General features: G+C 71.9%; 19 protein-coding genes. 17 read left to right on the top strand and 2 right to left on the bottom strand.

The window, feature by feature from the left end:
* Window positions 1-10 precede the first annotated feature (10 nt).
* The gene (locus ACIBU0_RS12125) at window positions 11-955 is read right to left on the bottom strand and encodes an AraC family transcriptional regulator (RefSeq protein ID WP_398815645.1); all 945 of its coding nucleotides are present in this window, start codon (window positions 953-955) and stop codon (window positions 11-13) included.
* Between the two features lie 80 nt (window positions 956-1,035).
* On the opposite strand from ACIBU0_RS12125, the gene ACIBU0_RS12130 reads away from it, so the two are divergent.
* Window positions 1,036-1,875, top strand: a complete 840-nt coding sequence (locus ACIBU0_RS12130; RefSeq protein ID WP_398815648.1) for an NmrA family NAD(P)-binding protein — start codon at window positions 1,036-1,038, stop codon at window positions 1,873-1,875.
* 14 nt (window positions 1,876-1,889) lie between these two features.
* Here the strand turns inward: ACIBU0_RS12130 and ACIBU0_RS12135 are convergent, their stop codons facing one another.
* The gene (locus ACIBU0_RS12135; protein WP_398815651.1) at window positions 1,890-3,026 is read right to left on the bottom strand and encodes a YihY/virulence factor BrkB family protein; all 1,137 of its coding nucleotides are present in this window, start codon (window positions 3,024-3,026) and stop codon (window positions 1,890-1,892) included.
* A gap of 99 nt (window positions 3,027-3,125) precedes the next feature.
* On the opposite strand from ACIBU0_RS12135, the gene ACIBU0_RS12140 reads away from it, so the two are divergent.
* The 16 genes from ACIBU0_RS12140 to ACIBU0_RS12215 all read left to right on the top strand — a co-directional run bounded on the left by ACIBU0_RS12140 (window position 3,126) and on the right by ACIBU0_RS12215 (window position 20,783).
* Entirely contained in the window at window positions 3,126-4,760 is a 1,635-nt protein-coding gene (locus tag ACIBU0_RS12140; protein WP_398815654.1) for an acyl-CoA dehydrogenase family protein, read from the top strand.
* A 342-nt stretch (window positions 4,761-5,102) separates the two neighbouring features.
* The gene (locus tag ACIBU0_RS12145; RefSeq protein ID WP_398815656.1) at window positions 5,103-6,392 is read left to right on the top strand and encodes a GAF domain-containing protein; all 1,290 of its coding nucleotides are present in this window, start codon (window positions 5,103-5,105) and stop codon (window positions 6,390-6,392) included.
* 267 nt (window positions 6,393-6,659) lie between these two features.
* Window positions 6,660-7,949, top strand: coding sequence for a hypothetical protein (locus tag ACIBU0_RS12150; protein ID WP_398815659.1), 1,290 nt, complete (start codon window positions 6,660-6,662; stop codon window positions 7,947-7,949).
* A 187-nt stretch (window positions 7,950-8,136) separates the two neighbouring features.
* Window positions 8,137-8,709 carry a GNAT family N-acetyltransferase gene (locus ACIBU0_RS12155; RefSeq protein ID WP_398815662.1) on the top strand — a complete coding sequence of 191 codons (573 nt, stop codon included), beginning with the start codon at window positions 8,137-8,139 and terminating at the stop codon, window positions 8,707-8,709.
* Window positions 8,710-8,835: 126 nt separating this feature from the next.
* Complete coding sequence (locus tag ACIBU0_RS12160) at window positions 8,836-8,919, top strand: putative leader peptide (protein WP_310591794.1); 84 nt, start codon at window positions 8,836-8,838, stop codon at window positions 8,917-8,919.
* A gap of 128 nt (window positions 8,920-9,047) precedes the next feature.
* A complete protein-coding gene (locus tag ACIBU0_RS12165) occupies window positions 9,048-10,745 on the top strand; it encodes a nitrite/sulfite reductase (protein WP_398815665.1) in 1,698 nt (565 codons plus the stop codon).
* Window positions 10,742-10,930 carry a hypothetical protein gene (locus ACIBU0_RS12170; protein WP_398815668.1) on the top strand — a complete coding sequence of 63 codons (189 nt, stop codon included), beginning with the start codon at window positions 10,742-10,744 and terminating at the stop codon, window positions 10,928-10,930. Before ACIBU0_RS12165 ends, ACIBU0_RS12170 begins: the two co-directional genes overlap by 4 nt.
* On the top strand, window positions 10,927-11,637 hold the full coding sequence (locus ACIBU0_RS12175; RefSeq protein ID WP_398815671.1) for a phosphoadenylyl-sulfate reductase: 711 nt from the start codon (window positions 10,927-10,929) through the stop codon (window positions 11,635-11,637). The genes ACIBU0_RS12170 and ACIBU0_RS12175 overlap by 4 nt, the downstream gene beginning before the upstream one ends.
* Window positions 11,634-12,275: an adenylyl-sulfate kinase gene (gene cysC, locus ACIBU0_RS12180; RefSeq protein WP_398815674.1), complete on the top strand. Its 642-nt coding sequence runs from the start codon at window positions 11,634-11,636 to the stop codon at window positions 12,273-12,275. The genes ACIBU0_RS12175 and cysC overlap by 4 nt, the downstream gene beginning before the upstream one ends.
* Window positions 12,272-13,219 (top strand): sulfate adenylyltransferase subunit CysD, encoded by a 948-nt coding sequence (gene cysD / locus ACIBU0_RS12185; protein ID WP_398815677.1) that lies wholly within the window; start codon window positions 12,272-12,274, stop codon window positions 13,217-13,219. Before cysC ends, cysD begins: the two co-directional genes overlap by 4 nt.
* Window positions 13,220-13,221: 2 nt before the next feature.
* On the top strand, window positions 13,222-14,556 hold the full coding sequence (locus ACIBU0_RS12190) for a sulfate adenylyltransferase subunit 1 (RefSeq protein ID WP_398815680.1): 1,335 nt from the start codon (window positions 13,222-13,224) through the stop codon (window positions 14,554-14,556).
* Window positions 14,557-14,764: 208 nt separating this feature from the next.
* Window positions 14,765-15,865, top strand: coding sequence for an aliphatic sulfonate ABC transporter substrate-binding protein (locus ACIBU0_RS12195; protein ID WP_398815683.1), 1,101 nt, complete (start codon window positions 14,765-14,767; stop codon window positions 15,863-15,865).
* Window positions 15,866-15,878: 13 nt separating this feature from the next.
* Complete coding sequence (locus tag ACIBU0_RS12200) at window positions 15,879-16,691, top strand: ABC transporter ATP-binding protein (RefSeq protein WP_398815686.1); 813 nt, start codon at window positions 15,879-15,881, stop codon at window positions 16,689-16,691.
* Entirely contained in the window at window positions 16,678-17,574 is an 897-nt protein-coding gene (locus tag ACIBU0_RS12205; protein WP_398815689.1) for an ABC transporter permease, read from the top strand. The genes ACIBU0_RS12200 and ACIBU0_RS12205 overlap by 14 nt, the downstream gene beginning before the upstream one ends.
* Window positions 17,575-17,580: 6 nt before the next feature.
* On the top strand, window positions 17,581-18,333 hold the full coding sequence (locus ACIBU0_RS12210; protein ID WP_398815692.1) for a sirohydrochlorin chelatase: 753 nt from the start codon (window positions 17,581-17,583) through the stop codon (window positions 18,331-18,333).
* Window positions 18,334-18,524: 191 nt separating this feature from the next.
* The gene (locus tag ACIBU0_RS12215) at window positions 18,525-20,783 is read left to right on the top strand and encodes a hypothetical protein (protein ID WP_398815695.1); all 2,259 of its coding nucleotides are present in this window, start codon (window positions 18,525-18,527) and stop codon (window positions 20,781-20,783) included.
* The last annotated feature ends 1 nt before the right edge of the window (window position 20,784 follow it).

Consider the following 20,784-nt stretch of genomic DNA (forward strand, 5'->3'; position numbering starts at 1 on the left):
AGGCTACGTGTCACGGTCCCCCCTCCACCCGCCCCCGATGCTCCTGCGGACTCACCCCGTACACCCGCTTGAACGCACCGGACAGAGCGAACGCGCTGCCGTACCCGACCCTCCTCGCGATCGCGTCCAACGTGTCGTCGGTGTCACGTAACGCATCCGCCGCCAGCGCCAGCCGCCACCCCGTGAGGTACGTCATCGGCGGCTCGCCGACCAGTTCCGTGAAGCGCCGGCCGAGCGCGGCCCGCGACACCCCCGCCTTGGCGGCGAGGGAGGCGACCGTCCAGGGGTGCGCGGGATCGTCCTGGACCAGGCGGAGGACGCGTCCCACGACCGGGTCCGCCAGTGCCCGGTACCAGGCGGGGGCCTCCGCCTCCGGACGGGAGAACCAGGCCCTGAGCGCGGCGATGACCAGCAGGTCGAGCAGGCGGTCCAGGACGACCTCCTGGCCGGGTTCGTCGCGGACGATCTCCTCCATGAGGTACGGCGTGAGCGGGCAGTCCCACACGTCGGCGGTGAGCGACAGCAGTGGCGGCAGGGCGTTCAGCAGCCGCCCGCTGATCTCGCCCTCCCACAGATACGTACCGATGAGCATCACGGCCGAGCCGTCCAGCCGGTCGCCCCAGGTCCGCACGCCCAGGTCCATGGAGCCGTTGAGGGAGCGTCCGTCCGGGTAGCGGCATTCGGCGCCCGGCAGGATGAGGGCCTGGGGCGGGGTCGCCGGGTCGTCGGCGCACAGGTACGGGTCCGGGCCGCGCGCGATGGCGAGGTCACCGGCCCGCAGCCGCACCCGCTCCCCCGTGTCCGGGACGATCCAGGCGTCGCCGCGGACCATGACCATGATGGTGAGCGGGGCACGGTCCTCGATGCGGACGCACCAGGGCGGTTCGAAACACGCGCGGATCATGAAGGCGCCACGCGCGCGTGGACCCTCCAGCAGGCCTGCAAGGGCATCCATGGCGTCAGCGTAGACGCGTGCGCATGGGAATGAGCCGTTCAGCGATGGGCCGCCCGGCCGCGCGACCGTTGACTGGAGGCATGACGCAGAACACGACGAAGACGCAGACGACCGTGGTGGTGACCGGGGCCTCGGGGCGGACCGGGAGCCGGGTGGCGGGGGCGGCACGCGCGGCCGGGCTCACGGTACGGGCCGCCTCCCGCGCGCAGGGCTTCGACTGGGAGGACCCGACGACCTGGGCGCGGACCCTGCGGGGCGCGGACGCGGCGTACCTGATGTACCCGTCCGACGTCGGCTCCCCGGCGGCGGCCGAGGGCGTCGGCGCGCTCGCCCGGGAGGCGGTGGGGCTCGGGGTACGGCGGCTGGTGCTGCTGTCGGCGCGCGGCGAGGACCAGGCGTTGCCGACCGAGGCGGCGCTGAAGGCGTCCGGTGCGCAGTGGACGATCGTGCGGGGCACGTGGTTCTCGCAGAACTTCAGCGAGGGGCCGCTGGTGGAGGGCATGGTCAACGGCGAGCTGGTCTTCCCGGCGGCTGAGGTGAAGGAGCCCTTCGTCGACGTGCGGGACATCGCGGACGTCGTGGTGGCCGCGCTGACGTCCGGGGACCGCTATGCGGGGCGGACGCTGGAGCTGACCGGGCCGCGGCTGCTGTCCTGGCGGGAGGCGGTCGCGGAGATCTCCGGGGCGGCGGGCCGCACGATCACGTACACGCCGGTTCCGACGCGGGCGTACGGCGAGGCCCTGGCCGGGTTCGGCGTCCCGCCCGAGGAGGTCGAGCTGCTGATCGAGGTCTTCGAGACGCTGATGGACGGCCGCAATGCCCATGTCACGGATGACGTCCGCGAGGTGCTCGGCCGTGAGCCGCGGGACTTCGCCGACTTCGCGAGGGAGGCCGCGGCGGCGGGGGTGTGGCAGGCCTGAGTGTCCTCAGGGGGCTACGAGTCCTCCGGCTTGTGCGGGGGATGCGTGCTCTTCACGTGGGTGCGCAGGCGTGAGGACACGTCCTCCGGCGGCAGGAAGCGCGTCCACCGTTCGGGGAACTCCGACGGCATGTCCGGGTCGTCGGGATCGTGCTCGTGGGCGGCGGCCGTACGGGCCACGTACTCGGCGACCTGGGCCTCGCGCAGCCGCTCGTTGGCGGCGCGGGCCGCGGCCGTCGCGGCGGCCGGCCAGACGCGGTCGATCGCGGCGTTGACCGCGGCCCCGACGAGCACGGCGAACGCGGACACGCCGATCCACAGCAGCACGGCGACGGCGGCGGCGAGGGAGCCGTAGATCGTCGCGCCCTCGATCGTGTTGGTGAGGTAGATGCGGAGCAGGAAGCTGCCCAGCACCCACATGCCGAGGGCGACCAGCGCGCCGGGCACGTCCTCGATCCACGGGGAGCGGACCGGCACGGACACGTGGTACAGCGTCGTCAGGAAGGCGATCGACAGGACGATCACCACGGGCCAGTACAGGACCTGCACCACCGTCTCCGACCAGGGCACGATCCGCACCACCGCGTCCGGCCCGGCCACCATCAGCGGCAGCGCCACCGAGCCGATCAGCAGGGCCGCGAGGAACAGCAGGAAGGCCACGATCCGGGTCTTGACGATGCCCCGGACGCCGTCGAGGCCGTACATCACGGTGATGGTGTCGATGAAGACGTTCACCGCCCGCGACCCCGACCACAGGGCGAACAGGAAGCCGACGGAGATGACGTCGGGGCGGCCGCCCTTCATCACGTCGTCCAGGATCGGCTGGGCGATCTGGCGCACGCCCTTGTCGGACAGGACGGTGCGTGAGGCCTCCAGGAGGTTGGTCTCCAGGCTGGAGATGGTGTCGGTGCCGGTCCAGTCGTCCACGTAGCCGAGGAGGCCGATCATGCTGAGCAGCAGCGGTGGCACGGACAGCAGCGTGAAGAACGCGGCCTCGGCCGCGAGACCCAGGATTCGGTACTCGATGCAGGAATTGACGGTGTCCTTGAGCAACAGCCAGGCGGTCCTGCGCTTCGACACGTTCCGGTAGAGGACACGCGCCCGATGGAGACGGCCGGAGGTCGGCTGGGGGGGTTCACTTGCTGGCTGCACGACCTAAAGGTATCCGTCGTACCAAGTCGGACTCACCCCATGGGGCGCAGGGGGCGGTCCTGTGGTGGTCTGCGGCGCCGCGCGGGTAGGTTCGCAGACATGGCAGGCAGCACCCACAGCGTGACCAACCAGCCCCCGCCGCTCGTCGGACACGACGTCTTCACCACAGACCGGGCCCTGGTGGCGGCGGTGGAACGGCATGTCACCCCCGAGCTGCTGGACGAGGTCCGAAGCGAACTGGCGGCGCTCGGGCGGACCTGCGGCTCGGCGCAGGTGCAGGAGTGGGGGGCACTGGCCAACGACAACCCGCCGCGGCTGCGCACGCACGACCGCTACGGCCGTCGTATCGACGAGGTCGAGTTCCATCCGTCCTGGCACCGGCTCCTCGGCAAGGGCGTCGCGGCGGGCCTGACCGCGGCCTGGACCCGGCCGGGCGGGCACGTGCGGCGGGCGGCCGCCTTCCTGCTGTGGACGCAGGTCGAGGCGGGCAACGGCTGCCCGCTGTCCATGACCCACGCGGCGGTCCCCGCCCTGCGCACGGACCCCGAGCTGGCCGCCGAGTGGGAGCCACGGCTGACGTCCATGATCTACGACCGCGAGCTGCGGCCCGCCGGGCAGAAGGCCGGGGCGCTGTTCGGGATGGGCATGACGGAGAAGCAGGGCGGCAGCGACGTCCGCGCCAACACGACGGCCGCCGCCCCGCTCGCCGAGGACGGCACGTACGTGCTGACCGGGCACAAATGGTTCTGCTCGGCGCCGATGTCGGACGGCTTCCTGGTGCTGGCGCAGGCCCCGGGCGGGCTGACCTGCTTCCTGGTGCCGCGCGTGCTGGACGACGGCAGCCGCAACGTGTTCCTGATCCAGCGGCTCAAGGACAAGCTGGGCAACCGCTCGAACGCCTCCGGCGAGGTCGAGTTCGACGGGACGTGGGCCCGCCGGGTCGGCGAGGAGGGGCGCGGGGTGCGCACCATCATCGAGATGGTGGCGGCGACCCGGCTCGACTGCGTCCTGGGGTCGGCGGGGCTGATGCGGCAGGCCGTGGCGCAGGCGGTCCACCACTGCACGTACCGGGAGGCCTTCGGCGGCAGGCTCGTCGACAAGCCGCTCATGCGCAACGTCCTGGCCGACCTGGCCGTCGAGTCCGAGGCGGCGACCACTCTCGCGCTGCGCCTCGCGGCCGCCTACGACGACGGCGGCGAGCAGGAGCGGGCACTGCTGCGGATCGCGCTGCCGGCCGCCAAGTACTGGGTGACCAAGCGGTGCACGCCGGTGGCGGTCGAGGCGTCCGAGTGCCTGGGCGGCAACGGCTACGTGGAGGAGTCCGGGATGCCCCGGCTGGTCCGCGAGTCCCCGCTGAACTCGATCTGGGAGGGCGCGGGCAACGTCCAGGCCCTGGACGTACTGCGCGCGCTGCAGCGAGAGCCCCTGGCCCTCAACGCCTACCTCCAGGAGATCGGCAAGGCGCGCGGCGCCGACCACCGCCTGGACACCGCGATCAAGTCCCTGCTGACCGAACTCGCCGACCTGGAGGACATCGAGCCCCGGGCCCGCCGCCTGACCGAACGCCTCGCGCTGGTCCTCCAGGGCTCCCTGCTCGTCCGTTTCGCCCCACCGGAGGTGGCCGACGCATTCTGCGCGACCCGCCTGGGCAACGACGGAGGCCTGGCCTTCGGCACTCTGCCGTCAACTCTGAACCTGGCGTCGGTGGTGGATCGGTCCAGGCCGCAGGCCTGACCGAGGGGCGCGGGGAACTGCGCGACCAACCACAACCGGCCCGCAGACGCCAACGCACCTCAAGAGGCACCCCCCGACGCGCAAACGCGGCCAAGCCGCCGGAGGTGGGTGGTAGGGGGTGGTGCTGCGCCGACACGGCACCACCCCCACTGGCCCGTTCGAGGCCGCGAACGCCGCTCGGGACGGCGTCGCTCAAGTTTCAACCAGTCCGGAGCGGTTCACCAGGGTTGCAAGGGGTTGCAACTCACGGCCGTCTCTGGGCGGACTGGCCCCCTCCGCCCGAGCTGGACGGCACTATGAAACACATAGTCAGGATGAGACCCGTTCTCCCCGGAGGGACCCTTGGCGCTCTCGCCGACGGACGTGACGCAGCTGGCCGCAGTGGACTCGGCGCGGGCGGCGCGGGTACTCAGCGACGTCCGTGCCGCCAAGCTCTCCGGACAGCGCACGCCCGTCGCGCCGCGCCCGGTGATCGAGCAGTCCTGGGAACGCATGCTGCGCAGCGGAGTCGATCCGGACCATGACGTCCGGTCCGGGCTGCTCTCCCGCGAGGAGGTGCAGCGGCGCCGGGAGTCCACCGCGCTCAGACATGTGCTGCCGGTGCTGCGCGAGGGGTTGCTGTCGGTCGCGGACGTCGCCCACCACATCATGGTCGTCGCCGACGACGAGGGCCGGGTGCTGTGGCGGGAGGGCAACTCCGCCGTGCTGCGCAAGGCCGACGGACTCGGGTTCGAACTCGGCGCCGACTGGCGGGAGAGCGTCGTCGGCACGAACGGAGTGGGTACCCCGGCGGTGGTCCGCCGGCCCGTGCAGGTCTTCGCCTCCGAGCACTTCCAGCGCTCGCAGACGTCCTGGACCTGCACGGGCGCCCCGATCACGGATCCGCGGGACGGCCGGCTGATCGGTGTGGTCGACATCAGCGGGCCGCTGGAGACCATGCACCCGGCCACGCTCGCCTGGGTCGACTCGGTGGCCAAGCTCGCCGAGGCCCGGCTGCGCGAACTGCATCTGACCTCGCTGGAGCGGCTGCGCGCGGTGGCGGCGCCGGTGCTGGCCCGGCTGCCCGGGCGGGCCCTGGTGGTGGACCGGGACGGCTGGACCGCCGCGGTGACCGGAATGCCGTACCCGAACCGGATCGCGCTGCCCAAGTCCCTGGCGCCGGGCCGCCGGTGGCTGCCGCCGCTCGGCCCGTGCTCGGTGGAGCCGCTGGCGGGCGGCTGGCTGCTGCGGCCCGCCGACGAGCCGGTGCCGGCCGGGGAGACGCGGATCGTGCTGGACCTGACGCAGCCACGCCGCTGGTCGGTGACGGTGTCCGGCGGCGCGGGCTCCTGGAGCCATGAACTGAGCCCGCGGCACGCCGAGTTGCTCTACCTCCTGGCCCTGCACCGCACCGGCCGCAGCGCGGCGGGACTGGCCGGGGACATGTTCGGCGACGCGGGCCGTACGGTGACGGTGCGGGCCGAGATGTCCCGCGTACGGCGCTATCTCGGGGCGTTCCTGGAGCACCGGCCGTATCGCTTCCGCGAGGATGCGGAGGTCGAGGTACTGCTGCCGGACGACCCACGCGAGCTGCTGCCGCAGTCGACGGCGCCTGCAGTGGTGCGGGGGCGTTTTTCGGCCCAGGCCCGTTGAGGGCTGGGTGTGCTGTGACGCCTGTACGCCACAGGAGCTTTGCCGTCGGACGGCTGCGGGTCCTATGTGGCTTGTCGCGCAGTTCCCCGCGCCCCTGAAGGACGCGGCAGCGGACCGGCGTCGAAGGAACCGTCTTCCGCATATTTGCGGGGTCTTCGTCCGCGAGGCCGCCCACCTGCCGTAGCATCCCTCTACGGGCCACCCCACCTGCCCCTTTGGTCAACGCTCAGACCAATGGCGGCAGTTGGCTCGCCTCGGGAGGTTGTGATGAAGCACCGCGGCAGACACCGTCGACGCAAGCAGGGCCGTGCGGTACGCGCGTTCCTGGCCGGAACCGCCCTCGCCCTCACCGCCGCCGCCACGATGATCAGCGCCTCACAGGCGACGGTCGGCGACAACCCCGGGGCGCTGGAGCCTCTCACCAGGGCCGCCGAGATCCGTGCGCTCGGCCTCCGGGAGCAGCCGGTCCCGCAGGCCGCGCTCGACGAACTCGCCGCCGGGATGGGCAAGCCGGTCGGTGTCCGTGCCGTCCTCGAGAGCGCCGACCGCAGTCTGCGGCCCGCTTCCGGCTGTACGGCCGGCGAGCGCACGGCGCTGCCCGTCGCGCCGGCCGCCACGCGCGCGTACTGCTGGGACGCCGCGGACACCCGGGCCTGGCGGGCGGGCGCCGTCACCACGTCGGGGGACGCCGACGACGACGGCTGGTGGAACGACAACCGGGTCCTGCTGTCCGGGTGGAGCCAGGGCACCGCCGAGCGCGGCCTCGCCCGGGTCGCCTTCGTCGACGCGAACGACCTCAACCACCTGCGGTACGCCTCCGCCCTCCTCGTCGTCCCGGTGGACGGCGGACACGACTACCGCGCCCTGCCGTCCCGTCTCTCCGGCATGGTCTGGTACCAGGACAAGCTGCTGGTGACCGCCGCCGACGGGCTGTACGTGTACGACATGAACCGCGTCCAGCGCACCACGGTCGACAGCCCCGAGGTCGGCCGTGTCGCCGACGGCTGGTCGGCGCGCGGCCAGCGCTTCGTACTGCCGGCCGTCGCCTCGTACCGCCTGACGGGCGGGGGCGCCGCTCCCCGCCTCGGCACCGTCTCCCTCGACCGCAGCACGGCGCCCGACAGCCTGGTCGCGAGCGAGTGGACGCCGGCGGACAGCGACGAGCACGCCCGTCTGTGGCGCTACGACTTCAGCAAGGACCCGGCCCGCCCCGGCCTGCTCGCCACCGACGCCACCGGAGCCGTGCCCGCGGTCGAGGCGTACGAGACGGAGGCGTCCGGCATCAAGGGCCTCCTGTCGCACCGGGCGGCCGGGGCGAACCGCGCCGACTGGTACCTGGGCCGCACCCCGGGCACCACGGACCGGCAGGGCAGCCTGTGGCGCCAGGACACCGAGGGCGCCGAGGCGACCCGCTGCGGCTCGGAGAACGCCCCGCGCTGCTGGGGCGTCCAGGCGGGCACCCTGTCGTACTGGGAGGCGACCGGCGAGGTCTGGTCCCAGTCCGGCCGGATGCTGTTCGCGCTACCGCTGCGTTCGATCGACTCGGCACTCGACTGAGGCACCCCGGCTGAGGCGCCCCAAAGGGGCGCGGGGAACTGCGCGACCGGCCACGACGATCCCCGCAGACGCCGACGACACATCGCCGGCACCTTCTGTCGCGGCAATCCCAGCCACCGAGGCACCCCCAGCGGAGCGCTCGGGCACAGATCGACAGATCGGCCACCCGGATGATTCCCTGACCGACATGCCCAACATCCCCGTGACCACCTGGTCCCTGGAACAGACCTCCCCCACCGACCTCCTCCCGGCCCAAGCCCCGCAGGGCGACGTACGGATCGTCCGGGCCGAGGTACCTTCGCCCGAGTTCAGCCGGTTCCTGTACGCCTCCGTCGGCGGCGACATCCAGTGGATCGACCGGCTCGGCTGGACGTACGCGCGGTGGCAGGAGCATCTGGAGCGGCCCGGGGTGGAGACGTGGGTCGCCCACGACCGGGGGACGCCGGCCGGATACGTGGAGCTGGAGCCGCAGGACGACGGGGTCGTGGAGATCGTCTACTTCGGCCTGATTCCGGCCTTCCGCGGCCGGCGCATCGGCGGCCATCTGCTGTCGTACGGCGTCGCCCGCGCCTGGGATCTCGCGGACCGCTGGCCGGGGCTGGCGCAGACGAAGCGGGTGTGGCTGCATACGTGCAGCAAGGACGGAGAGCACGCCATGGACAACTATCTGCGGCGTGGCTTCCGGCTCTTCGACACCAAGGTGGAGGAGGAGAGCGAGGTGGCCGCGCCCGGTCCGTGGCCGGGGGCTTACCCTGGCTGACCAGGGCAGAAACGGCCGATTCGGGCCATGTGACCGACGACACCCTTGTCTCGAACTTCGGGACAAGGGTGTCCGCATGACGGACAAAGCTGGACTGTGTCCAGATCGCCATGACACGCTTCCGTCATGTCTGGAACTGGAATTGCCTTGGTGAGTCGGCGGCACGTCGACCTCGGCCGCATGTCCAGCGCCATCTGTCCGGCGCGCTGAGTGCATTCCCTCTGCGCCCGACACTCCCCCTTTTGTCTGATCCCGCGCAATGACGCGCATGTCTGCCCATGCGCCCGTACGCGCAGGTCAGAGCCGCATTCCCGCCTGTCCCGAAGGACGTAACAACCATGGCCGCCACCCCGCAGAAGCCTGCCGCCGCGACTCCCCGCCGCAAGGTGAGCCGTCACCGCGGTGAGGGTCAGTGGGCCGCGGGGCACTACACCCCGCTCAACGGCAACGAACAGTTCAAGAAGGACGACGACGGTCTCAATGTGCGGACACGCATTGAGACGATCTACTCCAAGCGCGGCTTCGACTCGATCGACCCCAACGACCTGCGCGGGCGGATGCGCTGGTGGGGGCTCTACACCCAGCGCCGCCCCGGGATCGACGGCGGCAAGACGGCCATCCTCGAGCCGGAGGAGCTGGACGACAAGTACTTCATGCTGCGGGTGCGGATCGACGGCGGTCGCCTCACCACCCAGCAACTGCGGGTGATCGGTGAGATCTCGCAGGAGTTCGCGCGCGGCAGCGCGGACGTCACCGACCGGCAGAACATCCAGCTGCACTGGATCCGCATCGAGGACGTGCCCGAGATCTGGGACCGGCTGGAGGCCGTCGGGCTGTCCACCACCGAGGCCTGCGGCGACTGCCCGCGTGTGGTCATCGGCTCGCCGGTCGCCGGTATCGCCGAGGACGAGATCGTCGACGGCTCCTGGGCCATCGACGAGATCCACGAGCGCTACATCGGCAGCAAGGAGTTCTCCAACCTGCCGCGCAAGTTCAAGACGGCGATCTCCGGCTCCCCGCTGCTCGACGTGGTGCACGAGATCAACGACGTCGCGTTCGTCGGTGTCGAGCACCCCGAGCACGGCCCCGGCTTCGACCTGTGGGTCGGCGGCGGCCTGTCCACCAACCCCAAGCTCGGCGTCCGGCTCGGCGCGTGGGTGCCGCTGGAGGAGGTCCCGGAGGTGTGGGCCGGTGTGGTCGGCATCTTCCGCGACTGGGGCTACCGCCGCCTGCGGACGCGCGCCCGGCTGAAGTTCCTCGTCGCCGACTGGGGCGCGGAGAAGTTCCGCCAGGTGCTGGAGGACGACTACCTGCAGCGCAAGCTGGCCGACGGCCCCGCGCCCGCCGAGCCCGTGGGCCGCTGGCGCGACCACGTCGGCGTGCACCGGCAGCAGGACGGCCGTTTCTACGTCGGCTTCGCCCCGCGCGTCGGCCGCGTCGACGGCGCCACCCTGACGAAGATCGCCGAGGTCGCCGAGGCGCACGGCTCGGGCCGGGTCCGGACCACCGTCGAACAGAAGATGATCATCCTCGATGTCGAGGAGGCACAGGTCGAGCCGCTGGTCGAGGCGCTGGAGGCGCTGGACCTGACCGCCAAGCCCTCCCCGTTCCGGCGCGGCACCATGGCCTGCACCGGCATCGAGTACTGCAAGCTCGCCATCGTCGAGACCAAGGCCCGCGGCTCCCAGCTGATCGACGAGCTGGAGCGCCGCATCCCGGAATTCGACGAGCCGATCACCATCAACCTCAACGGCTGCCCGAACGCCTGCGCCCGTATCCAGGTGGCGGACATCGGTCTCAAGGGACAGCTGGTCCTCAACGACCAGGGCGAGCAGGTCGAGGGCTTCCAGGTGCACCTCGGCGGCGCCCTGGGCCTTCAGGCCGGGTTCGGCCGCAAGGTGCGCGGTCTGAAGGTCACCGCGGAGGAGCTGCCGGACTACGTCGAGCGTGTGCTGAAGCGGTTCCAGGCGGAGCGCGAGGACGGCGAGCGGTTCGCCGCCTGGGCCGCGCGCGCCTCCGAGGAGGCCCTCTCATGAGCGAGCGGGCCGCCCCCTTCTACTGCCCCTACTGCGGCGATGAGGACCTGCGCCCGAGTGAGGCCCTTCAGGGCGGTCACGGCGCGTGGGAATGCGCGGCGTGCAACCGGGCCTTTCAGCTGAAGTTCCTCGGGCTGCTCGCCCGGGGTCTTCGGCACAGCGACGCAGGGGGTAACGAGATATGACGACGGCTCAGGAAGAGCGCACGACAGCGGATCTCAAGGCGCTCGCCGAGCAGGCGGGCCGTGACCTGGAGGACGCCTCCGCGCTGGAGATCCTCCAGTGGGCGGCGGACACCTTCGGCAAGCGTTTCTGTGTGACGTCCTCCATGGAGGACGCGGTGGTCGCCCACCTCGCCTCCCGTGCGCTGCCCGGTGTCGACGTCGTGTTCCTAGACACCGGCTACCACTTCGAGGAGACCATCGGCACCCGCGACGCGGTCGAGGCCGTGATGGACGTCAACGTCATCACGCTCACCCCGCTGCAGACGGTCGCCGAGCAGGACGCGCAGTACGGCCCCCGGCTGCACGACCGCGACCCCGACCTGTGCTGCAAGCTGCGCAAGGTCGAGCCGCTGGAGCGAGGGCTCAAGGGCTACGTGGCCTGGGCGACGGGTCTGCGCCGCGACGAGTCCCCGACCCGGGCGAACACCCCGGTCGTCGGCTGGGACGAGAAGCGGCAGAAGGTGAAGATCTCCCCGATCGCCCGCTGGACCCAGGACGACGTGGACGCCTACGTCGCCGAGCACGGCGTCCTGACGAACCCGCTCCTGATGGACGGCTACGCGTCCGTCGGCTGCGCCCCCTGCACCCGCCGTGTCCTGGAGGGCGAGGACGCCCGCGCCGGCCGCTGGGCGGGCCGCGGCAAGACCGAGTGCGGGCTGCACGGATGACCGCGCACGCCTTCGAGGCGGACACAGGACTTCACACGGCGTCCACAGCTCCCGCTGCTACTGCTGTGACGGAAGCGACCACTGCGACCCAGGAGAACCACGTGACGAGCGGAGCCACCGTCTGGCTCACGGGTCTGCCGAGCGCCGGCAAGACCACCATCGCCTACGAGCTGGCCGGCCGGCTGCGCGAGGAGGGCCACCGCGTCGAGGTGCTCGACGGCGACGAGATCCGCGAGTTCATCTCGGCGGGCCTCGGCTTCAGCCGCGAGGACCGGCACACCAACGTGCAGCGCATCGGCTTCGTCGCCGAACTCCTCGCCCGCAACGGCGTGCTCGCCCTCGTCCCGGTCATCGCGCCCTACACGGACAGCCGCGACGCGGTGCGCAAGCGGCACCAGCAGCACGGCACGCCGTACGTGGAGATCCATGTGGCGACGCCCGTCGACGTGTGCTCCGTACGCGATGTGAAGGGTCTGTACGCCAAGCAGGCCGCGGGCGAGCTCAAGGGGCTCACCGGGGTCGACGACCCGTACGAGGAGCCCGAGTCGCCCGATCTGCGCATCGAGTCCCAGAACCAGACCGTGCAGGAGTCCGCGGCGTCCGTGTACGCCCTGCTCAGCGAAAGGGGTTTGGCATGACGACCACCGTCGCCACGGTGAAGGGGGGCGAAGGGGGCACGGATTCCCCGTACGCCCTCTCGCACCTGGACGCGCTGGAGTCCGAGGCCGTGCACATCTTCCGCGAGGTCGCGGGCGAGTTCGAGCGGCCGGTGATCCTGTTCTCCGGCGGCAAGGACTCCATCGTCATGCTGCACCTGGCGCTGAAGGCGTTCGCTCCGGCGGCGATCCCCTTCTCGCTGCTGCACGTCGACACCGGGCACAACTTCCCCGAGGTCATCGAGTACCGGGACCGCACGGTCGCCAAGCACAACCTGCGGCTGCATGTCGCGTCGGTGCAGGACTACATCGACCGCGGGGTGCTCAAGGAGCGCCCGGACGGCACCCGCAACCCGCTGCAGACGCTGCCGCTGACCGAGAAGATCCAGAGCGAGAAGTTCGACGCGGTCTTCGGCGGCGGGCGGCGCGACGAGGAGAAGGCGCGGGCCAAGGAGCGCGTCTTCTCGCTGCGGGACGAGTTCTCGCAGTGGGACCCGCGCCGGCAGCGGCCCGAGCTGTGGAACCTGTACAACGGCCGCCACGCGCCCGGCGAGCACGTCCGTGTCTTCCCGCTGTCCAACTGGACCGAGCTGGACGTCTGGCAGTACATCGCCCGCGAGGGCATCGAGCTGCCGGAGATCTACTTCGCGCACGAGCGTGAGGTCTTCAAGCGCGCCGGTATGTGGCTGACGGCCGGCGAGTGGGGCGGGCCGAAGGACGGCGAGAGCGTCGAGAAGCGGCTCGTCCGCTACCGGACCGTGGGCGACATGTCCTGCACGGGTGCCGTGGACTCCGACGCGGTGACGCTGGAGCAGGTCATCACCGAGATCGCCGCGTCCCGGCTCACCGAGCGCGGCGCCACCCGCGCCGACGACAAGCTCTCCGAGGCCGCGATGGAAGACCGTAAGCGCGAGGGGTACTTCTAAGCATGAGCACGACGACGACCGAGGAGCTCTCGGCCACCACCCTGCTGCGGTTCGCCACCGCGGGCTCCGTCGACGACGGCAAGTCCACCCTTGTCGGCCGGCTGCTGCACGACTCCAAGTCGGTGCTGGTCGACCAGCTGGAGGCCGTGGAGCGCGCCTCGGCGAGCCGCGGACAGGACGCCCCCGACCTCGCGCTGCTGACGGACGGCCTGCGGGCCGAGCGGGAGCAGGGCATCACGATCGACGTGGCGTACCGTTACTTCGCCACGCCCCGGCGCCGGTTCATCCTCGCCGACACGCCGGGCCATGTGCAGTACACGCGCAACATGGTCACGGGCGCCTCGACGGCCGAGCTGACGGTGATCCTGGTCGACGCCCGCAACGGCGTCGTCGAGCAGACCCGCCGGCACGCGGCGATCGCCGCGCTGCTGCGCGTGCCGCACGTCGTCCTCGCCGTGAACAAGATGGACCTGGTCGAGTACCAGGAGTCCGTCTTCGCGGCCATCGCCGAGGAGTTCACGGCGTACGCCACCGAGCTGGGCGTCCCGGAGGTCACCGCGATCCCGATCTCGGCGCTCGCCGGTGACAACGTCGTGGAGCCGTCCGCCAACATGGACTGGTACGGCGGCCCGACCGTCCTGGAGCACCTGGAGACGGTGCCGGTCACCCACGACCTGCGCCACTGCCACGCCCGGCTGCCCGTGCAGTACGTGATCCGCCCGCAGACCGCCGAGCACCCGGACTACCGGGGCTACGCCGGCCAGATCGCGGCCGGTTCCTTCCGCGTCGGCGAGTCGGTGACCGTGCTGCCGTCGGGCCGTACGTCGAAGATCTCCGGCATCGACGTGCTGGGCAAGCCGGTCGACGTCGCCTGGACCACCCAGTCGGTGACCGTCCTGCTGGAGGACGACATCGACATCTCGCGCGGTGACCTGCTCGTGCCGACCAAGGACGCTCCCGCGACCACGCAGGACATCGAGGCCACGGTCTGCCATGTCGCCGACGCCCCGCTGACCGTCAACCACCGGGTGCTGCTCAAGCACGGCACCCGCACGGTCAAGGCGATCGTCAAGGACATCCCGTCCCGGCTCACGCTCGACGACCTGTCCCTGCACCCGCACCCGGGCCAGCTCGTCGCCAACGACATCGGCCGCGTGAAGATCCGCACCGCCGAGCCGCTGCCCGTCGACTCCTACGCCGACTCCCGCCGCACCGGCTCGTTCATCCTGATCGACCCGGGTGACGGCACCACGCTCACCGCGGGCATGGTCGGCGAGTCGTTCGCCTCGCCGGAGCCGGTCAAGGACGAGGCCGAGGACGACGGGTGGGACTTCTGACATGACGTCCCACGACTACTACTCCACGTTCGCGAAGGAGGGCGGCCGCGTCGGCAGCGGCGCCCTCGGGAGCGGGCAGGGCGGAGTGCCGCGATGTGTGCGCTGACCCGCGCGCACCGCATGCGCGCCGCTCCGCACGAACCTGCCGACTCCCCGGCCACGACCTGACACGGGCGTGCGAGCCGGGCCACCGAGAGGAACACCTCCCGTGCCTGCCACCCCCGCCGTGCGACGGCTCCTCGCCGTCCTGGTCTCGCTCCCGCTGCTCGCCCTCGCGGCGTGCGGCTACGGCTCCCAGGCCAGGGAGAACACCGAGCAGGCCATCGCCGGGGCGCCCAAGGTGGACGGGCTGGACTCGGTGAGGATCGGCTACTTCGGGAACCTCACCCACGCCACCGCGCTGGTCGGCCGGCAGGAGGGGATGTTCCAGAAGGAACTGGGCGGGACGAAGGCGGAGTACGCGACGTTCAGCGCCGGTCCCTCCGAGATCGAGGCGCTGAACTCCAAGTCCATCGACATCGGCTGGATCGGCCCCTCCCCCGCCATCAACGGCTACATCAAGTCGAACGGCCAGAACCTGCGCATCATCTCCGGTTCGGCCTCGGGCGGGGTGAAGCTGGTCGTCAACCCGGAGAAGATCAAGTCCCTGAAGGACGTCAAGGGCAAGAAGATCGCCACGCCGCAGCTCGGCAACACCCAGGACGTGGCGTTCCTCAACTGGGTCTCCGAGCAGGGCTGGAAGGTCGACGCGGAGAGCGGCCAGGGTGACGTCTCCGTAGTCCGCACCGACAACAAGATCACGCCCGACGCCTACAAGTCCGGCTCGATCGACGGCGCGTGGGTGCCGGAGCCGACCGCGTCCAAGCTGGTCGCCGAGGGCGGCAAGGTGCTGCTCGACGAGGCCGACCTGTGGCCCGACAAGAAGTTCGTGATCACGAACGTCATCGTGTCGCAGAGCTTCCTGAAGGAGCACCCGAAGGCCGTGGAGGCCGTGCTGCGGGCCTCGGTGAAGACCAACAAGTGGATCGCCGACCACCCGGAGCAGGCGAAGACCGCGGCCAACGCGCAGCTGAAGGCCGACACGGGCAAGCCGCTGCCGGCTGACGTCATCGATCCGGCGTGGAAGTCGATCCAGGTCACCGACGACCCGCTGGCGGCCACGCTCGGCACGGAGGCGGAGCACGCGGTCAAGGCCGGTCTGCTGCAGAAGCCGGACCTGACCGGCATCTACGACCTGGCACCGCTGAACAAGGTCCTCAAGGCCGAGGGCGAACCCGAGGTCGACGACGCCGGTCTCGGCGCGAAGTAAGGCACCGATTCCGATGAGTTCCCAGGAGGTGACGACCGTGGCAACCGCCCTCGCCAAGGCCGCCGACACGGATGCGTCCGTGGAGCACGCCGCGCGCATCGAGCATGTCTCGAAGTCCTTCGCCGGCCCCGCCGGGCAGCAGCTCGTCCTCGACGACATCACGCTCGATGTCGCGCCCGGCGAGTTCGTCACCCTCCTCGGGGCGTCCGGCTGCGGCAAGTCGACCCTGCTGAACCTGGTGGCCGGTCTCGACCGGCCCAGCGCGGGCAGCATCACCACCGACGGCCGGCCGGCGCTGATGTTCCAGGAGCACGCCCTCTTCCCGTGGCTGACCGCGGGCAAGAACATCGAACTCGCGCTCAAGCTCAGGGGCGTCCCCAAGGCGGAGCGACGCGGCCGGGCCGAGGAGCTGCTGGAACTCGTCCGGCTGAAGGGCGCGTACGGCAAGCGGGTGCACGAACTCTCCGGCGGTATGCGCCAGCGCGTCGCCATGGCGCGGGCCCTCGCCCAGGACAGCAAGCTGCTGCTGATGGACGAGCCGTTCGCCGCGCTCGACGCGATCACGCGGGACGTGCTGCACGACGAGCTGACCCGTATCTGGCGGGAGACGCAGCTGTCCGTCCTGTTCGTCACGCACAACGTGCGTGAGGCCGTCCGGCTCGCGCAGCGCGTCGTGCTGCTGTCCTCCCGTCCGGGCCGGGTCGCCCGCGAGTGGACGGTCGGCATTCCGCAGCCGCGTCGCATCGAGGACGCCGCGGTGGCGGAGCTGTCCCGGGAGATCACCGAAGAACTGCGTGGGGAGATCCGCCGTCATGGCCAGCACTGAGACGAACGCCGCCCCGAAGGACGGCAACGATCTCGCCGGACTCGAAGCCGGGCTGGACGCCCTGGAGACGGTCCAGACGAGCCGTACGCCGTTCCGCAGGACGCTGACGCAGAAGATCCTGCCGCCGGTCGTCGCCATCGCCCTGGTGCTGGCCGTCTGGCAGTTCCTGGTGTCGTCCGGGGTCGCCGACGACCCGACCAAGCTGCCCGCGCCGGCCGACGTGTGGGGCGAGCTGCGCACGGCGTGGCTTGAGGGCACGCTCCACGAATACGTCTGGACGTCCGTCTCACGCGGTCTGCTCGGCTTCCTGTTCGCGCTGGCGATCGGCACGCCGCTGGGTCTGCTGGTGGCGCGTGTCCGTTTCGTGCGGGCGGCGATCGGGCCGATCCTGTCGGGTCTGCAGTCGCTGCCGTCCGTCGCGTGGGTGCCGCCGGCCGTGATCTGGCTGGGCCTGAACGACCGGATGATGTTCGCGGTGATTCTGCTCGGGGCGGTCCCCTCGATCGCCAACGGCCTGGTGTCGGGCGTGGACCAGGTTCCGCCGCTGTTCCTGCGAGCGGGCCGCACGCTGGGCGCGACCGGGCTGAAGGGCACCTGGCACATCGTGATGCCGGCCGCGCTGCCGGGCTATCTGGCCGGTCTGAAGCAGGGCTGGGCCTTCTCCTGGCGGTCCCTGATGGCCGCGGAGATCATCGCCTCCTCCCCCGACCTGGGTGTGGGCCTGGGCCAGCTCCTCGAGAACGGCCGCAACACCAGCTCCATGTCCATGGTCTTCTTCGCCATCCTGCTCATCCTGATCGTCGGCATCGCCATCGACCTGCTGATCTTCAGCCCGCTGGAGCGGTGGGTGCTGCGCAGCCGCGGTCTGCTGGCAAGGAGCTGAAGTCCTGTGTCCACGAAGCCGGTTCTCCTCGTCATCGCCCACGGCAGCCGTGATCCGCGGCATGCCGCGACGGTGCATGCCCTCGTACGCCGGGTGCGGTCGCTGCGGCCGGACGTGCGGGTGGAGACCGGCTTCCTGGACTTCAACATCCCGTCGGTGCAGGGGGTGCTGGAGTCGCTGGCGGCGGAGGGTGTCCGGGACGTCGTGGCTCTCCCCCTGCTGCTGACACGCGCGTTCCACGCGAAGGCCGACATCCCGGCGGTCCTGCGGGCGGCACCGCCGCAGCTCCGCATCCGCCAGGCCGAGGTGCTGGGACCGTCGCCGCTGCTCCTGTCCGCGCTGGAACGGCGGCTGTACGAGGCGGGCTTGACGCCCGCCGACAAGTCCTCGACCGGGGTCGTGCTGGCCTCGGCGGGGTCCACCGACCCGGAGGCGATCGCAGTGATCGCAGAAATCGCGCGGGAGTGGCGGCACACCGGTTGGTGCGCCGTGCGGCCTGCGTTCGCCTCCGCTGGTTCTCCCGCGGGGTTCCCCCGCACCGAGGACGCGGTGCGTGCGCTCCGCGAACTCGGCTGCGAGCGGGTGGCTGTGGCGCCGTACGTGCTGGCTCCCGGCTTCCTGCCGGACCGCATCGCGCGCGGGGCGGCCGAGGCGGATGTGCTGGCGGATGTGCTGGGGGCGGCGCCCGAGGTGGCGCGGGTACTGCTGGAACGGTACGAGGCTGCCGGGGTGCCGGTGCTGGCGGCGGTGGGGGCCTAGTACCTCCGGCGGTTGGGTGCGGGTGCGCCTCTCGGCGCCGGTCCGCATCAACCGACGCCGCGCCGGGGCCACGCCGGCGGCAGCCAGGTCGCGGCTGGTCAGCGCCCGCTTCGATTCGGAAAAACCGCCTCCCCCAGGCGTAGGGATCTGCTGGGATGGTCCCTCGAAGAGCTATCGGGGGAGCGGCGCACGTGGCGGGACGCGAGTTCGGGCATCACCTGGGGCTGCCACGGGCACTGTCCGGGCTGCCGTTGAGCCCGCTCGTCCCGGGTTACGCCGAGCTCGCCACCGCGCAGCACGCGGCCGGGTTACGGCACCTGGGCGAAGCGCTGCTGCCACCGGGCAGCGGAGGGTTACGCGTGCTCGACGGGCTGTACATACCGTCCGGGCCGCGCGGTCGGCGGCGCGTGGACGGCACGCTGCTGGACGACCTCGCCCGCGCCGGCACCCCGACGGCCCCCGTCGCGGCGCTGCTCGCCGAGCTGCACCGCCGTGATCCGCAGGCGCCTCGCAGGGTCGTGCTGTATCAGTTGATCGGTCTGCTGCAGGAGCGGGATCAGGGTGAACGCCCACGTCTCGCCCTGGAGTCGGGGGTGCACCCGGACGAGGTGGCGGGGTTGGTGGCGGCGGCACGGCTGCGGTCCACCCTCAGCCGGCAGCAGCGCGACGCCGCCGAATCCCTCGCCGATGCCTGGGCACGGCACCGGCTGCACCGGACCCGGGCCTTGCTGGACCGGTTGCCGCAGGAGCGTACCGATCCGGCGCTGGAGGCGCTGCGGGGCGCGCTGGCCGTCCGGATGGGCGCTGTTGAGGCTGCCCTGCGTGCGGCCCGGGAGGCCGAGGGACGCGGGGACTCCGAGCGGGCGGCCGAGGAGTTGCTGCGCGCACTGTACGAGGCCGTCGACGACCGGCGGGCCCTGCGCGGGCTGGTCCGGCACCACGGGGGCCGGTCCGGGCGGCGGACTCCCCTGCGCGCCGAACTCGGCGCGGACCACGTCGCGTTGACCTGGCCGAAAACGGAAGCGGAAACGGATCCGGATACGGGCACCGGCACGCGCACGGGTACCGGTACGGACACGGGAGGCGACGGCGACTGGCTCGTTCTGTGCCTGTACCGGGACGGGCGCGGTGTCCCCAAGGTCCGCGAGGTGGCGAGGCACAGTGGCGGGACCGGGACCGCGCGGGACGCCGCCGTCGCACTCGGCGCCGTCGTTCGGTACGCCGCCCTCCCGCTGCGCGACGGACGCGTGGCCGGGCCGCCGCTCGTCTCGCGCCGGGTGCTCGTCGCCCCGGAGGTGGAGGGGCTGACGCTCAGGGACGGGCCCGAGCGGATCGAGGGCTCCTGGCGGCGGCCGAGCGGCGCCGCGGAGGTGACGGTCGAGCGGACCGGGCCGGACGGGAGCAGCGAGCAACTGCCGTGTCGGGAGGACGGGTTCACGGCCACCGGGCTCGCCGTCGGCGACCACGCCATCCGCGTCGTCTGCCACTACCGGGCGCCCGGTGGGGCCCTGGTCCCCTCCCCCGGCGTCCGCGCCACCCGTACCGTCCACCCCTGGCCCGAACCCGTCCGGACCCTCACCGCGCGCCCCGACGGCACGGCCCTGCGGTTCGACTGGACCGGCGCGCGGGGCGCCGACGTCCACCTGGTCCGGTGGCCCGGCGAGGCACCGGCCCCCGGCAGCGAACTGCGCACCGACCGGCTCCCCGCCCGGCTCGACCGGGCCGGCGTGCTGGATCCGCCGCCCGCCGGGTTCACGCGGGTTGCCGCCGTCGCCGTGGTCGGTGAGCGTGCGCTCGCCGGTCCCGTCGTCGACGTCGAGGTGCTGCGCCCGGTGACCGGGCTCACCGCCCAGCGGCTCCCGGAGGGGCAGGCCGCGGTCACGCTCGACTGGCCCGACGAGATCGGTCATCTGCTCGTGAGCTGGGAGGCCCCGCACGGGCAGGCGGGTGCCGGTGGGCGGCGTACCGTCACCGCCCACGCCTACCGTCGCGGCGGACTGCGGCTGCCCGTCGGCCCGGGCGGCGTACTGATCCGGGCCTCGACCGCTCCGCAGGCGACCGGCGCCGTCGTCGTACCGGCCGTGGCAGCCGAGGTCGTACTGCCGCCGGACACCACGATCGGGTACCAACTCGTGCGCCCGCCACGCCGGTTCCTCGGCCGTGGCCGTGCCGTGCTGCGCGTCACGCTCTCCGCCCCCTGCGGCCATACGGGCGTCCCCGAGTTCGTGTGCGTCGCGCGCAGCGGCACCCTCCGCCCGCGCAGCGCGACCGACGGCACCACCGTGCTGCGCGTCCCCGCCACCGATCTGACCCGCCACGGCACGGTCGAGCAGGAGCTGCCGGCCGCGCCCTGCCCGGCCCCGTACACCCTGCGCGGCTTCCTGCTGGGTGAGCACGCGGGCGCCGTACGCCTCGAAGAACCGTCCCCCGCGACCCTGGTGGTGCGCTGAG

Origin of the sequence: Streptomyces sp. NPDC049627, assembly GCF_044465645.1 — a bacterium.
Lineage (GTDB): Bacteria > Actinomycetota > Actinomycetes > Streptomycetales > Streptomycetaceae > Streptomyces.